Source organism: Pedobacter mendelii, from assembly GCF_014635725.1.
Lineage (GTDB): Bacteria > Bacteroidota > Bacteroidia > Sphingobacteriales > Sphingobacteriaceae > Pedobacter > Pedobacter mendelii.
The window spans coordinates 47,329-62,462 of the sequence record NZ_BMDJ01000008.1; the positions used below are offsets into that span (position 1 = coordinate 47,329).

Below are 15,134 nucleotides of genomic sequence, written 5' to 3' on the forward strand. Positions count from 1 at the left end.
ATATCTCCCGCAGATTTCGCTTAATAACGTAGATAATCAAGGTAATAACTAAGTACCAACTTCATCTTTCTTCCTCGTTTTCATAATCAAAAACATCACCAATACAGACAGAATAATCATTACTAAATAGCTAAAACTTAAATTTCTATCATCTTTTGCTGGAAACAAATTCACAATTCCATAACTTAAAAAAGAAACAATTACATACGTAATTCCTCCAGTTAACCCTCCTGCAATCCCAGCATTATTTGGAAATTTACTAAGGCAATACGTAAAGTAGTTGTTAAAGGTAAAGCCTGCCCCAATATGAATTAAAAATGCAAAAAATATCAGCGACCAGATGTTTGAAATAAAATTAATGCTTATCATCATTAAGATTACAAATAGCACCTGCAATAGTGAATTTATAAGCAACCGTTTAAAAAAAGGTTTATTGATAGTTGCTTTCCCAATAAAGCCGCCAACCATCCAGGCAAAACCTAACACAAGCGAACTATAACCCGCTACAATTGGCGAAAAATGCAACTCGTGCTCAATAATGAAAGGACCCGTCATGTTGTAAACCATAACCATGCAATAAGCCAAACCCAACATTACAATGCCAAGTGTAAAGCTTGCTGTTTTAATCATGTTGATGTAAACCTTTAAAATTGTTTTGAGTTGAAAATTACTGAAGTTTTTGAGGGTTTCGCCACTATAAATAAACTCTAGAAGTGCAAAAATAAGTGCAAAACCCGCTAGAAAGTAAAAATTAGATTCCCATCCAAAAGCAGATTGAAGATAACCACCAATAAACGGGGCTATAATTGGTCCGGTTGACCAGATGATTGAAAATAAACTTAAATAATGTTTTAATTTATCACCCGAAAATAAATCGACAAAATAAGCACGTTTTGCAACTACAATTGCCCCAACTGTTAGTCCATGAATTACCCTCATTAGATAAATCAAATAAATATTATGAGTAATTGCGATCACGATACTCGCAAGAGCAAAAATCACCAATGAAACCAATCCAATTTTATATCTGCCGAAGCTATCTAATATGCTGCCTATAAAAAGTTGAGAGATTCCATAACTTATTAAAAAGATGCTTAATGTAAGCTGAACCTGAACGCTAATTACCTGCATTGCTCCGGCCATGGTTGGTAACGAAGGAATATATATATCTGTAGCAAAGCCGGATAATGGAATAAGGGCAAAGGCAAGTAAAGTAGAAATTCGTTGATTTTCTTCCTTTATATATTTAACATGGATTGCTTTTTTAAGCATTACTTTTTATTTAAATCAAATATAATTAGTTACAAAAACTGATAATTGGGGGGGGGTAAAATTAATCTTTTAACATTCAGATTTATTATTAGAATCACATAATCTGTATTGCAAAACAAACAAAAGTTGAATTTTACATTAAAGAGTATAAATCAGCATCAAATGCGTTTTAATTCTTAGTGCATAAATCAGTATTATTGGGTGTGATGAAATTTATACCCCTCTATAAACGTTTTTAACTGATATTTTTTTAAGTTTGAGGAATACAACAAACCAAAACAGATGTTCGAAAAGCTATTCAGAAAGAAATCTATTTCCAAGATACTACAAGATGCAGCAAAAGGCTATGGCGACCATGAAAATTCTTTAAATAAAACACTTGGTGTTCGAGATTTAACCGCTTTTGGTATCGCCGCAATTATTGGCGCTGGGATTTTCAGTACAATTGGTAAAGCCAGTGCAGATGGCGGGCCTGCGGTAATTTTTTTATTCATTTTCACCGCTGTTGCATGTAGTTTTGCAGCTTTTGCTTACGCAGAATTTGCCTCAATGGTTCCTGTTTCCGGTAGTGCATACACGTATTCTTACGTAGCTTTTGGTGAATTGGTTGCATGGATTATCGGTTGGTCTCTTATCATGGAATACGCAATTGGCAATATTACGGTAGCCATTTCATGGTCTGATTACTTTACAGGATTACTCTCTTCTATTCGAATCCCAGCTTTAGGAATCGATGGAATAAACATTCCTGCATGGGCAACAATGGATTATTTAACAGCCTTTAACGGTCATACGCATGCACAAGCACTTTTAGCTGCTGGCAAAAATATCGGCGGACTTGATGCCGCAACTTCAATAGCAAACAATGCATGGTTAACGGCTCCTCAAATAGGAAGTTTCCATTTAGTTGCAGATTTACCTGCTCTCGGAATTATCATTTTTATTACTGCTTTAGTTTATCGCGGTATGAAGGAAAGTCGAAATGCAAGTAATGCAATGGTTGTTGTAAAACTTGCTGTAATTCTTTTGGTTTTAGCGGTTGGTGTTTTTTATATCGATACAAAAAACTGGAATCCTTTTGCACCTAATGGTGTTTCAGGTGTATTAAAAGGGGTTTCGGCAGTGTTTTTTGCTTACATTGGTTTCGATGCAATTTCTACTACGGCCGAAGAATGTAAAGATCCTCAAAAAGATTTACCACGTGGAATGATGTGGGCAATTATTATTTGTACCATCCTTTATGTTGCAATTGCCTTGGTTTTAACAGGAATTGTAAAATCTGATACATTAGCCGTTGGCGATCCATTAGCATTTGTGTTCGACCAAATAGATTTAAAACTGATGAGTGGAATTATCGCTGTCAGCGCTGTATTCGCAATGGCTAGCGTACTTTTGGTTTTCCAAATGGGACAGCCACGCATCTGGATGAGCATGAGTCGTGATGGCTTATTACCGAAATCGTTTTCTAAAATACATCCAAAATATAAAACACCATCTTTTGCAACAATTGTCGTAGGTTTCGTAGTTGCTATTCCATCGCTGTTTATGAATTTAACCATAGTAACCGATCTGTGTTCAATTGGTACTTTGTTTGCTTTCGTATTGGTTTGCGCAGGCGTTTTAGTCTTACAGAATCGGCCTGATGTACAACGAGGCAAATTCAAAATTCCATACGCAAACAGTAAATATATTATTCCGGTTGTATTTATCGCAGTAATTGCTTTTGCTTTAACAAAATACAATGCAGAAACCAAAGCCTTCTTATTTAATACACCTAAAACCATTCAAACAGTAACATTTGTAACTTCCTTAAATAACAATGAACTGAAGATTGTTAAGGAGGAAATAATTAAAGATGCTGCACCTCAAATAAATCTAACTGATAAAGTTGATGCAGAATCTTACCTAAGTAATTTACCAGCAGATAAATACGAGCAGTTTATAGCCAACGCTCAAATCCCTGTAGAGAAGAAATATGAAAGTGGTTGGGGCTTGTTTAAACATAAAATCCCAATGTGGATTTTCCTGATAATATGTGTATTTATTACTTATTTCAGTGTTACTAAGAACTTGTCGCTAATTCCGGTTTTAGGCTTGATTAGCTGCCTTTATATGATGTGTGAATTAGGCATTTCCAACTGGATTGGTTTTAGTATTTGGCTGGTAATTGGTTTGGTTGTATATTTTGCATATGGGTTTAAACATAGTAAATTAGGATTAGCAGAGCGTTAGCAAAATTTGGCCTACAATCCACTTATACATCATAGGCGTTCTATTCGATTAAAAGGGTATGACTATTCTAAAAGTGGAGCATATTTTATTACAATATGTTGTGAAGATATAATCCATCGATTTGGAAGAGTTGTTAATCATGAAATGATTTTAAATCCATTTGGTGTTATAGCTTACAACGAATGGATAAAATTATCCGAAAGATTTTCGAATTTCAAATTGGATGTGTTTCAAATCATGCCTAATCATTTTCATGGAATCATTGTATTGAAAGATATTATTCAGGCTGTTGAGGAAACTGCGGTCGGGGCAACCCTTGTGGTTGCCTTACATGAAGAAGATGATAAAGAAAGTCTTATAAGTACAACAGCAAGGGTTGCCCCGACCATTGCTGACATAGTCGGCGCCTACAAATCTATTGTATCAAATGAATGCTTAAAAATCTGTAAAGCACAAAGTAAATCAATGGGAAAACTTTGGCAGCGGAATTATTATGAACATATTATAAGAGATGAAGGTGCTTACGAAAATATTGCAAATTATATTATTAATAATCCTGCAAAATGGGATGAAGACAAGTTTTATTAAAAGCAGCCCTCAGCTTAAACTTTCTTCTTAACGAAAGCCATTATAGTTATCAAAATTAATCCTAAAACTGAAGCAATCATATATTTATCTTCATTCGGCCAGTGCAAAACCTTCGCCGCAGGACCAATCAAAAAAAGGCAAATCGCTAATACTAATAGAATTTTTCTCATTTAAACAGGCAATCTGTGTAACTCAATATCATCAGGCGTTACAAAAATTAAAGGAACTTTTTCTACATCAACATAACTGCTATCTAAACCAAAACTTCGCTCTTCTGATAAGCTAAGTTTCTTTAAAATGAAATAGTAATCCATTATCTGGCGTTCGTAGAAACTTAGTTTTGTGAATTTTGATAAGTGCTTTTCTAACAACACGAACCTGAAATCTCCGGCAATTTTATGCTTGTTTAACGAAGTATATTGACTGGTAATATCAATCTCACCGTTTTTAACCAGCTCTTCTACAACCTTACGATACAGCAAGTTTACCCGCTGCTCTACCCTAAAACCTAACCTAAAATCTATACGTATTAATTTACCAGGAATTAGAAATTCTACTTTATAATCTAAGGTATATGGTTCATCCATAACATCAACGTGAACCAGCCAATAAACATCAGCACGTTTTGGTTCCTTCTGTATAATAGAATAAATAATTTTAGATTCTATCTCGGTTTTAAAATTAGCGCTTGTTAAATAGACTAATTGAGATGAATATTTTGGTACCGATTCATCACTACTTAATTCAGTTAAAATCTGGTAGTAATCTTCAATTTCAACATATTTTACAAAACGATTTTTAATTTTTCTGGCCACAAACCAACTCCACATAATCGTAAATAACAAAGAGCCAATTAATACCGTTACCCAACCACCATGCAAAAACTTTGTTAAATTACTAATTAAGAAAGTTCCTTCGATAATGACATACGTGAAAAAGAAAGTTGCAATTAAATATTTTGGTAAACGCTTGCTGCGTAAATAAAAACTCAATAAGATGGTTGTCATTAACATGGCAATCGTTATAGATAAACCATAAGCAGCATCCATCCTTTCTGCCTTTTGAAACAATAAAACAATACCGCAACAGCCAATCCACAACATCCAGTTTATAGAGGGAACATACAATTGCCCTTTAGAAACGGAAGGATAAACAATTCTAATTTTTGGCCAAAGGTTTAATCGAACGGCTTCTGCTATAAGTGTAAATGAACCACTAATTAAAGCCTGACTTGCAATAACCGCAGCCATGGTAGCTAATATAACCATTGGCACCTGAAACTGATCGGGAACTATTTGAAAAAAAGGATTCATTTTAGCACCCGGAACGTAGCTTCCGCTATTCTGCAAAATCCAAACCCCTTGCCCTAAGTAATTCAGTATTAAAGTAAGCTTAACAAAGATCCAGCTAATGCGAATATTATTTCTTCCGCAATGGCCTAAATCCGAATATAATGCCTCTGCTCCTGTAGTACACAGAAATACACCGCCAAGAATTAAGAAAGCGAGCTTATTGGTTACCAATAAATGAATTGCGTAGTATGGATTGAAGGATTTTAATATGCTGAAATCTTTAACTATAAACAACATTCCTAATACACCCAAAACAGCAAACCAAACAAACATTACTGGCCCGAATAATTTACCGACCAGATTTGTACCGAATTGCTGAATGATAAAAAGAATAGTTAATATGGTTAAAACAATAGGAATTACAGGAACATCAAATTTATTTGTTAAACCTTCAATAGCTGATGTAACTGTAATACTTGGTGTAATAATACCATCGGCAAGTAATGCACAACCACCAACTACAGCAGGAACAACAAGCCATTTTGCTTTTTTTCTAACTAAAGAAAAAAGTGAGAATATACCTCCTTCTCCTTTATTATCTGCTCTGAGTGTTATAATTACATACTTAATAGTGGTTTGGAGTGTTAATGTCCAAATAATACAGGAAAGAACACCCAATACATTTACAGGGTTTATATCTTGCTTGCCACCTAAAATTGTTGTAAAAATTGCGTTTAGTGTATAAAGGGGTGAAGTACCGATATCGCCAAAAACAATTCCTAAACTTATCAGAACACCGCCGGCAGTTAACGCGTTTACATTTTTATGATTTGACACTTCGTTATTTATTTTAGTGCGGCAAAAGTAAACTAACTATAACAATTTAACAACCAATTTATTGTGTATTTTCAACACTAAGAAACTGTTTGACCGTTTAAGAGGAGCAGAAGATTTATTTATACCCTTACCAATTCAGATTAAATAAAATAACCTAACACGTTAAAAAACAAAATTTATTGTTAAATTGTGTTAAAATATATCGATTAAACAAAATGTTTAATTTCTTTGTTTTAAATTAATACATTTGTCTATTCAATTTGATGAAACTCTACCCAAAAATAACGCTTCTCCTAAAAATCACCTGCATTTTATGCATGGCGATTCTGTGTGGATTAAGTTCTTGGGCACAACAAAGTGATAGTATTCGAATAAGCCTTAAAACAAGAGCGAAAAAAGTAAGTAAAGTTCCAGAAATTAAAGCTAACATTCAACCATACAGACCGCTGTATATGTCGGTTAATGGTGGTAGTATGTTTAATACCTATTCTGCAACGAGCAAAAATACCGGCGTTTTAGTGAAAGACAAACTCCTTACAATAGTTAAAATTTATCCGAATCCTGTAGAGGATCAACTGAATATTATTTTATCAATTGGAAAAGACGGCACACAAACCACTATTAAAATTATCGATTTGTTAGGCAATGAAGTTGTAACCTTATCTAATGAACGTTTAAACGCAGGCGAACAAACGAAAACCTTTGTAATTCCCAGCAGACTAAACGCCGGAATATACTTTTTACGCGTAATGGCAGGTTCAGAAAGCCAGGTAAAACGAATCTCAGTTTTATAACATCATTTTCTTTTCTATTTTTGGAAGGATTTGAAAATTTCAGATCAAATTACCAAATTTCATATCTAACAGAAAATGAAGATTATCGCTATTGGTCGCAATTATGCCGAACACGCAAAGGAATTAAATAATCCTGTCCCTACAACACCTGTAATTTTTTTAAAACCAGATACAGCATTATTAAAAGATAATAAGCCGTTTTACCACCCAGATTTTTCTGATGATGTTCATTACGAATTAGAGGTTGTACTAAAAATTTGTAAAGAAGGAAAGCACATCGCAGAAAAATTTGCATCAAATTATTACGATGAAATTGGATTAGGAATCGATTTTACTGCCCGAGATATTCAGACCAAACACAAGGAGAAAGGATTGCCATGGGAGCTTGCAAAAGCTTTTGATAACTCCGCCCCAGTTAGCATTTTTTTATCAAAAACTAATTTTGAAAACATTTATAATTTAAGCTTTGAGTTAAAAGTAAATGGAGAAAATTGCCAGAACGGCAATACTAAAGATTTGCTATTCTCGTTCGAGAAGATTATTAGCTTTGTTTCTCAATACATCACCTTAAAAAAAGGCGACTTAATTTTTACAGGAACGCCTGCTGGTGTTGGCAAAGTAAATAAGGGTGACAAATTAGAAGCCTGGTTAGAAGGCAAACAGTTATTAAGTTTTGATGTTAAATAAACAGAATGCAAAAAAAAACTAGTTCTAATTTTAAATATTACGCTTACATTTTTTGTTTTTGGCTTTCCGCGACTTCAACTTATGCTCAACAAATATTTAGTGCTAATAAATATCCGCTTACCTATTTCAGGCAGCCTTTAGACATTAGCCCGCCTGCCTTGGCCGGTTCTTTTGGCGAAATTAGAGGTAACCACTTTCACTCTGGTATAGATTTTAGAACCAACCAACGTGAAGGCTATCCTGTTTATGCCGTTGCTGATGGTTATATATCAAGGCTTCGAGTTCAAAATAGCGGCTTCGGACAAGCACTTTACATTAATCACCCTAACGGGTTTACATCAGTTTATGGCCACTTACAACGTTTCTCACCGAAAATTGCAACCATTGTAAAAAACTTAGAGTATGAGAAAAAATCTTTTGAGATTGATGAATTCCCAAATGAAACCTTAATTCCTGTGCGCAAAGGCGAAGTTATTGCCTGGTCTGGGAATCGTGGTAGTTCGGGCGGACCACATTTGCACTTCGAAATCAGAGACACAAAAACTGAAGAAACAATAAACCCACAGTTTTTCGGAATTGATATTCCTGATAATATTCCTCCGGTTATTTACAGTTTATATGCTTATCGCTTAAATGGAAAGACTTTTAACGAATCAACACCTAAACAGGCTATTGCTATTAGTGGTTCAGGAGGGAATTATAAAGCAACAGCGCCCATAAGTTTAACTGGAGAGGTTGGATTTGGTGTGGTAACAACCGACAGGCATAACGGTTTATCAGGCACTAATGGTGTTTATTCTATTCAGTTAGAATTAGATGGCAAAATGGTTTATACTTCCGCATTGGAACGTTTTGCTTTTGAAGATAGTAAGGCGATAAATTCGCACATTGATTATCCAACCTACCTAAATACAAAAAGAAGTATTCAGAAAAGCTTTGTCGAACCCGGCAATCCATTAAGTATTTACAGCAATTTAGTAAACAACGGAAGGATAAACTTTAATGATGGTGAAATACATCAGCTGCGCTATATCATTACTGATTCAAAGGGGAATGCTTCTACACTTTCTTTTTCGGTACATGCTGGTTCCGCACCAGTAGTGGCCACAGTCATTCCGTCGGGTATTATTTATCCTTATAATAAAGTTAACGAATTCAATTCGGAAGATATTAAAGTTGTTTTTCCAAACGGAACGCTTTACAGTGATTTAAATTTCACGTATAAAAAACTGCCTAAACCACAAGGCAATGCCTATTCGACCCTGCATCAGATTCATAATCGTTATACGCCATTGCATATTGGTTTCGATTTATGGATTAGCGCTGATAATTTACCAGAAGAATTAAGAAGCAAAGCGCTCATTGTAAATTCAAATGGCTCATCACAAGGGGGAAGTTTTGATAATGGTTATGTTAAAGCCACACCCAAAAATTTTGGAAGTTTTTATATTTCTGTTGATACCGTTGCACCGAGGATTATTCCTGTTAACATATCCGCAGGAAAAAGCATGGCGAGCTTGTCAAAAATATTTTTCCGGTTAAGTGATAACTTATCTGGCATCAAAAGTTTTAATGGTTATATTGATGGTAAATGGGCCTTAATGGAATTTGACACTAAAACAGCAACGCTTTGGCATAGTTTCGATGAAAGAACTTCAACTGGTAAACATACGCTTGAATTAGTGGTTATTGATATGAAGGAAAACACCAGAAAATATACAGTGAGTTTTTATAAGTAGAATTAGAATTTATAAGATTATTTGATTTTAGGATATAAGTGTCCGAGATTAGCACCTATATTTAATCATTATCTATTCGCAAAAACTTTGAACTGTCATATTTTAAAAAGAGATGAACACATTAACAAGTAAAACTGTTTAAATTAAAGATTCAAAAATTATTTATTCAAAAATCAGAAATAATATAATATGGCAGAGTTAAAAGAAGGTGATATTGCTCCTGCAATTACCTCAAAAGACCAAAATGGGGCAGAAGTTTCCTTAACTGATTATAAAGGTAAAACCGTAGTTCTATATTTTTATCCAAAAGACGATACACCAGGTTGCACAGCAGAAGCCTGTGATTTTAGAGACAATTATCAAGGCTTACAAGCAAAAGGCATTACGGTTTTAGGTGTAAGTATTGATGATGAAAAATCTCACCAAAAATTTGTGACCAAACACAACTTACCATTTACCTTACTGGCAGATACCGACCAGAAAATTGTAAATGATTATGGCGTATGGGCAGAAAAAAACATGTACGGTAAAAAATATATGGGTACTGTGCGTGCTACATTTATTATAGATGGCGAAGGCAAAATTGCCCACATTATTAAAAAGGTTGATACTAAAAACTCAACTCAGCAAGTACTCGATTTAATCAATAACTAATTATGATATAGCAGCTAAAATATTAACTTTGCTATACAACAACAACTCTTATTTTAATGAAACATACAATAAAAGAATTAGAAGATATTGCTTCGCAGGTAAGACGAGATATCGTAAGAATGGTTCACGGATGCCAATCAGGCCATCCAGGAGGCTCATTGGGCTGTGCAGATTTTTTTACAGCACTATATTTCGAAGTTCTTAACTACAATAAAGATTTCAATATGGATGGCGTTGGAGAAGATTTGTTCTTCCTGTCTAACGGTCACATCTCCCCTGTTTGGTACAGTACTTTAGCGCATTCAGGTTTTTTCGACAAAAGCGAACTGGCTACTTTCCGTAAATTAGATTCGAGGTTACAAGGTCACCCGACTACCCACGAAGGTTTACCTGGTATTCGTATAGCTTCTGGTTCATTGGGTCAAGGTATGTCTGTAGCTATTGGCGCAGCGCTTACCAAAAGATTAAATGGTGATAAATCATACGTTTTTACTTTGCACGGCGATGGCGAATTGCAAGAAGGACAAAACTGGGAAGCAGCAATGTTTGCTCCTTTTCATGAATTAGATACTTTAATTTGCACCGTAGATTATAATGGCCAGCAAATTGATGGTCCGACTAAAAAAGTACTTAATTTAGATAGCTTACAGGCTAAATTTGAAGCCTTTGGATGGCATGTAATTAATACCGATGGTAATGATATGCAAGCTATTGTTGAAGGTTTACACTATGCGAAAACTTTAACCGGAAAAGGGAAACCGATTTTGAATTTAATGAGTACCCAAATGGGTGCTGGTGTAGATTATATGATGGGTTCTCATAAATGGCACGGTACCGCTCCTAACGATGAGCAATTGGCCACCGCATTAGCACAATTACCAGAAACATTAGGGGATTATTAAATCAGATTGGAGGCTTTAGATTGGAGACTAATATCTCACATCTAAAATTTCACATCTCATATCTAAAATACAATGAAAAAATACACATATACAGAAAAAAAAGATACACGTTCAGGATTTGGTGCTGGTTTACATGAAGCTGGTAAGAAAAACGAAAACGTTGTTGCTTTGTGTGCCGATTTAGTTGGTTCATTAAAGATGGATGCTTTTATTAAAGATTTTCCAGAACGATTTACACAAGTTGGTATAGCAGAAGCCAATATGATTGGCATTGCAGCTGGAATGACTATTGGTGGAAAAATCCCTTTTACAGGTACTTTTGCTAACTTTTCTACTGGTCGTGTTTACGATCAAATTCGCCAATCTGTAGCCTACTCAAACAAAAACGTTAAAATTTGTGCATCACATGCTGGCTTAACTTTAGGAGAAGATGGTGCAACGCACCAAATTTTAGAAGATATAGGTTTAATGAAAATGTTACCTGGCATGGTGGTTATCAATCCTTGCGATTACAACCAAACCAAAGCAGCAACATTAGCCATTGCAGAATATGAAGGCCCGGTTTATTTACGTTTTGGCCGCCCGGTTATTCCTGTATTTACAGATCCTGATCAAAAATTTGAAATTGGTAAAGCTTGGATGGTTAATGAAGGTACTGATGTAACCATTATAGCAACCGGCCACATGGTTTGGAAAGCCATAGAAGCAGGAGAGAAATTAGCAGAATTAGGTATTGATGCTGAAATTATAAATATCCACACGATTAAACCTTTGGATGATGAAGCAATCTTAAAATCAGTTAAAAAAACAGGTTGTGTTGTTACTTGCGAAGAACATAACAAATTTGGCGGATTAGGCGAAAGTGTTGCTCGTTTATTAACAACAGAATTGCCAACACCACAAGAGTTCGTTGCAACAAATGATACTTTTGGAGAAAGCGGGACACCTGATCAATTAATGTCTAAATACGGCTTAGATGCTGTAAACATAGTTGAAGCTGTGCAAAAAGTAATCGCTAGAAAAAAGGCATAAAATAAATAACTATAAAGGCACGGAGAACACAAAGTACGTCTTGGTGGTCTCGGTGCCTTTATGGTAAATAATTAAATTAATCCTTAATGAAACAAGTTGAAGATTCAGAAATTCTTGCAATGTTTGCCATCGAGCGCACTCGAAATGAAGCTTTTAACCTGTTATTAAAAAAGTACCAGCAAAAAATTTATTGGCATATTCGCCGCCTTGTATTAAATCACGATGACTGCGATGATTTAATTCAGGAAGTTTTTGTTAAAGTTTGGAAAAATCTGGATAAATTCCGCAGCGACTCTCAGCTTTATACCTGGATTTATCGTATTGCAACCAACGAATCAATTACATTTTTAAATAAACAAAAGCAGCGTAACAATACCCCAATGGATGAAGTCTCTGCAGAACTTGCAGAAAATCTGGTCGCTTCATCTTATTTCAATGGTGATAAACTGGAGTTAAAACTTCAAAAAGCAATTCTTACTTTACCTGAAAAACAACGGATTATTTTTAATATGAAATATTTTGATGATATGAAATATGAAGAAATTTCTGCTGTGCTCGGAACATCCGTAGGTGCTTTAAAAGCATCATTTCACATCGCAGCAAAAAAAATTGAAGCTTTTATTACAAATGATGAAATAGATTATTAAACCTTTTGACATTAATTGTATCATATATCTGTGATGAACGAAAATTTAGAAAATAACGATTGGATAAATGAAGCGCCTACCCTTGCTGCAATGCATAAACGCAATCCTTTTTCCGTTCCTGACGGATATTTCGATAATTGTGAGCAAGATGTATTAAGCGAGGTGTTCTTGAATAGCTTAAAGCAAAATACAAACCAACATGTTTTTGAAGTTCCTCAAAATTATTTTGAAGATCTTATAGAAATGATTGAAACCAGAATTGCAATTGAAAATTCGGCCCAATTAAACAATAGTTTTGCTGTTCCTGAAAATTATTTTGAAACCTTACAGAGTAGAATTACTGATAAAATTGAAGCTGAACAAATTGTTAAAAAAGAAGCTAAAATTATTCCTTTGTGGCGAAAAGGCTTTGTTAAATACGCTAGTGCTGCATGTTTTATACTTATTTCATCATTTGGGGTTTATTTTTACCAGAACAATCAACCTGCCGATGTTGTAAATGTTCCACAAATGCAAAGTGCAGATGTAGCAAACGATCAAATGCTTTACGATATCGATGAAACGACAATTATCGATCATTTAGAAGCACAAAATACATCTATCATAAAAACAACTTCTGCCTCAGATACAGAAGTGGAAAACTACATCCTGAGTAATTATTCATCAAGTGATTTAGCCCAGGAATTATAAAATTAAATGAAAATGAAGAATTTATTTTTCGCCACATTATTGTTTGTATTACCATCAATGCTTTGGGCACAAAGACCTAAAGGAGAAGAAATTGAATCGTTAAAAATTGCTTTTTTTACCAAAAAGCTTGATTTATCTCCTGACGAAGCAAAAGTTTTCTGGCCTATTTACAATGATATGCAAGCGGAACAAAATGCAATTCGTAAAGAGCGCTTTCAAAAAATGATCTCATTCAGAAAAACAACTGAAATAGATAATTTAACCGATTCGCAAATTCAAAGTTTAATTACAAGCGAATTCGATTTCAGGCAACGGGATTTAAATATTGAAAAGAAATACTACAACAAATTTAAAGCGGTATTGCCTATAAAAATAATTGGAAAATACTACCGGGCTCAAGAAGCATTTAAACGAGAGTTACTGAATCGTTTTAGAGACAAATAATAATAGAAAGTCTTGCATTTAAACCTGCAAGACTTTTTTGTTTAAAAGCAATCTCATTTCCGTATTTTTGCATCATGTTAACACAACGCCAGTTGTTTCTACAACACAATGCACAAACTTCTCCAGAACCTTTAATGCTCGAATTTATAAGAGCAAAAGGCGTTTATATTTACGATTCATCAAATAAAAAACATTTAGATCTTATTGCAGGTATTGGTGTTAGTAATGTTGGTCATTGCCACCCTGCAGTGGTTAAGGCTATACAAGAGCAAGCAGAAACTTACATGCATTTAATGGTTTATGGCGAATATATTCAAACGCCACAGGTAAATTTCGCAAAAGCTTTAGCTGATATTCTACCAGAAAGCCTTAGTTGTACCTATTTCCTTAATTCCGGAACAGAAGCTGTTGAGGGCGCTATGAAACTGGCGAAACGTTATACAGGAAGAAAGGGTTTTATTGCGTGTAAAAATGCCTACCACGGGAGTACCCATGGTGCAGAAAGCTTAATGGAAAGCGATTTCTATTCATCAGGTTATGGACCATTTTTACCTCACGTTCAGTTTATTACACATAATAATGTTGCTGATTTAGATAAGATTACATCAGAAATTGCAGCCGTTTTTATCGAACCTATACAAGGTGAAGCGGGTATATGTGTTGCAGATTTGACTTATATGCAAGCACTAAGAGCAAAGTGCGATTCAACAGGAACACTATTAATTTTTGATGAAATACAATCGGGCTTTGGTCGTAGTGGTAAAATGTTCGCCTTTGAACATTATAATATTGCACCAGATGTATTACTTTTAGCAAAAGGTATAGGTGGTGGTATGCCAATTGGTGCATTTATCAGCTCATTTGAGATCATGTCGGTACTTTCACATACACCAATTCTTGGTCACATGACAACTTTTGGAGGTCACCCGGTATGCTGTGCGGCAGGTTTAGCTACATTAAAAATTCTTACAGAAGACAAAATTGTTGATGAAGTAGAAGAAAAAGGACAACTCTTTAAACAACTTTTAGTGCATCCAGCAATTAAAGAAATTCGCGGAAAAGGTTTAATGCTTGCAGTAGAATTCGAAAGCTTCGAAATCAATAAAAAAATTATCGATGCCTGTATTTTAGATGGTGTTTTATCAGATTGGTTTTTACATTGTAGTAATTCCATGCGTATTGCCCCTCCGTTAATTATAACAAAGGCAGAAATAGAAGAAGCTTGTCAAATCATACTTAAAAATATTAACTTAGTTACGAGTTAGAAGATTAAGCCAAAAGACCAAATAAACCGGAATTTTCAATTAGAATGTTGGCTATTCAT

At 34.7% G+C, this 15,134-nt stretch carries 15 protein-coding genes; 12 read left to right on the forward strand and 3 right to left on the reverse strand.

Annotated elements, in window-relative coordinates; genetic code table 11:
• Window positions 1–48: 48 nt before the first annotated feature.
• The gene (locus IEV50_RS13785; RefSeq protein WP_188415312.1) at window positions 49–1,272 is read right to left on the reverse strand and encodes an MFS transporter; all 1,224 of its coding nucleotides are present in this window, start codon (window positions 1,270–1,272) and stop codon (window positions 49–51) included.
• A gap of 282 nt (window positions 1,273–1,554) precedes the next feature.
• On the opposite strand from IEV50_RS13785, the gene IEV50_RS13790 reads away from it, so the two are divergent.
• Both IEV50_RS13790 and IEV50_RS19945 read left to right on the forward strand, forming a co-directional pair.
• Window positions 1,555–3,504, forward strand: a complete 1,950-nt coding sequence (locus IEV50_RS13790) for an amino acid permease (protein WP_188415314.1) — start codon at window positions 1,555–1,557, stop codon at window positions 3,502–3,504.
• A 237-nt stretch (window positions 3,505–3,741) separates the two neighbouring features.
• Entirely contained in the window at window positions 3,742–4,092 is a 351-nt protein-coding gene (locus IEV50_RS19945) for a transposase (protein WP_229746737.1), read from the forward strand.
• 14 nt (window positions 4,093–4,106) lie between these two features.
• On the opposite strand, the gene IEV50_RS13800 is transcribed toward IEV50_RS19945, so the two are convergent.
• Window positions 4,107–4,262: a hypothetical protein gene (locus IEV50_RS13800; RefSeq protein WP_188415318.1), complete on the reverse strand. Its 156-nt coding sequence runs from the start codon at window positions 4,260–4,262 to the stop codon at window positions 4,107–4,109.
• Window positions 4,263–6,221, reverse strand: coding sequence for a KUP/HAK/KT family potassium transporter (locus IEV50_RS13805; protein WP_188415321.1), 1,959 nt, complete (start codon window positions 6,219–6,221; stop codon window positions 4,263–4,265). It lies immediately after the preceding gene.
• Window positions 6,222–6,538: 317 nt separating this feature from the next.
• Between IEV50_RS13805 and IEV50_RS13810 the strand changes: the two genes are divergently transcribed.
• The 10 genes from IEV50_RS13810 to IEV50_RS13855 all read left to right on the forward strand — a co-directional run bounded on the left by IEV50_RS13810 (window position 6,539) and on the right by IEV50_RS13855 (window position 15,075).
• Window positions 6,539–7,015, forward strand: coding sequence for a T9SS type A sorting domain-containing protein (locus IEV50_RS13810; protein ID WP_188415323.1), 477 nt, complete (start codon window positions 6,539–6,541; stop codon window positions 7,013–7,015).
• A gap of 75 nt (window positions 7,016–7,090) precedes the next feature.
• Entirely contained in the window at window positions 7,091–7,702 is a 612-nt protein-coding gene (locus IEV50_RS13815; protein ID WP_188415325.1) for a fumarylacetoacetate hydrolase family protein, read from the forward strand.
• Window positions 7,703–7,707: 5 nt separating this feature from the next.
• Complete coding sequence (locus tag IEV50_RS13820) at window positions 7,708–9,441, forward strand: M23 family metallopeptidase (protein WP_188415327.1); 1,734 nt, start codon at window positions 7,708–7,710, stop codon at window positions 9,439–9,441.
• 189 nt (window positions 9,442–9,630) lie between these two features.
• Window positions 9,631–10,095 (forward strand): thioredoxin-dependent thiol peroxidase, encoded by a 465-nt coding sequence (gene bcp / locus IEV50_RS13825; RefSeq protein ID WP_188415329.1) that lies wholly within the window; start codon window positions 9,631–9,633, stop codon window positions 10,093–10,095.
• A 56-nt stretch (window positions 10,096–10,151) separates the two neighbouring features.
• A complete protein-coding gene (locus IEV50_RS13830) occupies window positions 10,152–10,997 on the forward strand; it encodes a transketolase (protein WP_188415332.1) in 846 nt (281 codons plus the stop codon).
• Window positions 10,998–11,069: 72 nt separating this feature from the next.
• Window positions 11,070–12,029: a transketolase family protein gene (locus tag IEV50_RS13835; RefSeq protein WP_188415334.1), complete on the forward strand. Its 960-nt coding sequence runs from the start codon at window positions 11,070–11,072 to the stop codon at window positions 12,027–12,029.
• Window positions 12,030–12,115: 86 nt separating this feature from the next.
• A complete protein-coding gene (locus IEV50_RS13840; protein ID WP_188415336.1) occupies window positions 12,116–12,676 on the forward strand; it encodes an RNA polymerase sigma factor in 561 nt (186 codons plus the stop codon).
• Window positions 12,677–12,709: 33 nt separating this feature from the next.
• Entirely contained in the window at window positions 12,710–13,366 is a 657-nt protein-coding gene (locus tag IEV50_RS13845; RefSeq protein ID WP_188415337.1) for a hypothetical protein, read from the forward strand.
• A gap of 12 nt (window positions 13,367–13,378) precedes the next feature.
• Window positions 13,379–13,810: a hypothetical protein gene (locus IEV50_RS13850; protein ID WP_188415339.1), complete on the forward strand. Its 432-nt coding sequence runs from the start codon at window positions 13,379–13,381 to the stop codon at window positions 13,808–13,810.
• 74 nt (window positions 13,811–13,884) lie between these two features.
• Window positions 13,885–15,075, forward strand: a complete 1,191-nt coding sequence (locus IEV50_RS13855; RefSeq protein ID WP_188415341.1) for an aspartate aminotransferase family protein — start codon at window positions 13,885–13,887, stop codon at window positions 15,073–15,075.
• Window positions 15,076–15,134: the final 59 nt, after the last annotated feature.

Coding starts and splice junctions, on each gene's coding strand:
- IEV50_RS13830 (WP_188415332.1), top strand. CDS start 10,152: ATGAAACATACAATAAAAGAATTAGAAGATATTGCTTCGCAGGTAAGA.
- IEV50_RS13790 (WP_188415314.1), top strand. CDS start 1,555: ATGTTCGAAAAGCTATTCAGAAAGAAATCTATTTCCAAGATACTACAA.
- IEV50_RS13815 (WP_188415325.1), top strand. CDS start 7,091: ATGAAGATTATCGCTATTGGTCGCAATTATGCCGAACACGCAAAGGAA.
- IEV50_RS13850 (WP_188415339.1), top strand. CDS start 13,379: ATGAAGAATTTATTTTTCGCCACATTATTGTTTGTATTACCATCAATG.
- IEV50_RS19945 (WP_229746737.1), top strand. CDS start 3,742: ATGCCTAATCATTTTCATGGAATCATTGTATTGAAAGATATTATTCAG.
- bcp (WP_188415329.1), top strand. CDS start 9,631: ATGGCAGAGTTAAAAGAAGGTGATATTGCTCCTGCAATTACCTCAAAA.
- IEV50_RS13845 (WP_188415337.1), top strand. CDS start 12,710: ATGAACGAAAATTTAGAAAATAACGATTGGATAAATGAAGCGCCTACC.
- IEV50_RS13840 (WP_188415336.1), top strand. CDS start 12,116: ATGAAACAAGTTGAAGATTCAGAAATTCTTGCAATGTTTGCCATCGAG.
- IEV50_RS13810 (WP_188415323.1), top strand. CDS start 6,539: ATGGCGATTCTGTGTGGATTAAGTTCTTGGGCACAACAAAGTGATAGT.
- IEV50_RS13820 (WP_188415327.1), top strand. CDS start 7,708: ATGCAAAAAAAAACTAGTTCTAATTTTAAATATTACGCTTACATTTTT.
- IEV50_RS13785 (WP_188415312.1), bottom strand. CDS start 1,272: ATGCTTAAAAAAGCAATCCATGTTAAATATATAAAGGAAGAAAATCAA.
- IEV50_RS13835 (WP_188415334.1), top strand. CDS start 11,070: ATGAAAAAATACACATATACAGAAAAAAAAGATACACGTTCAGGATTT.
- IEV50_RS13800 (WP_188415318.1), bottom strand. CDS start 4,262: ATGAGAAAAATTCTATTAGTATTAGCGATTTGCCTTTTTTTGATTGGT.
- IEV50_RS13855 (WP_188415341.1), top strand. CDS start 13,885: ATGTTAACACAACGCCAGTTGTTTCTACAACACAATGCACAAACTTCT.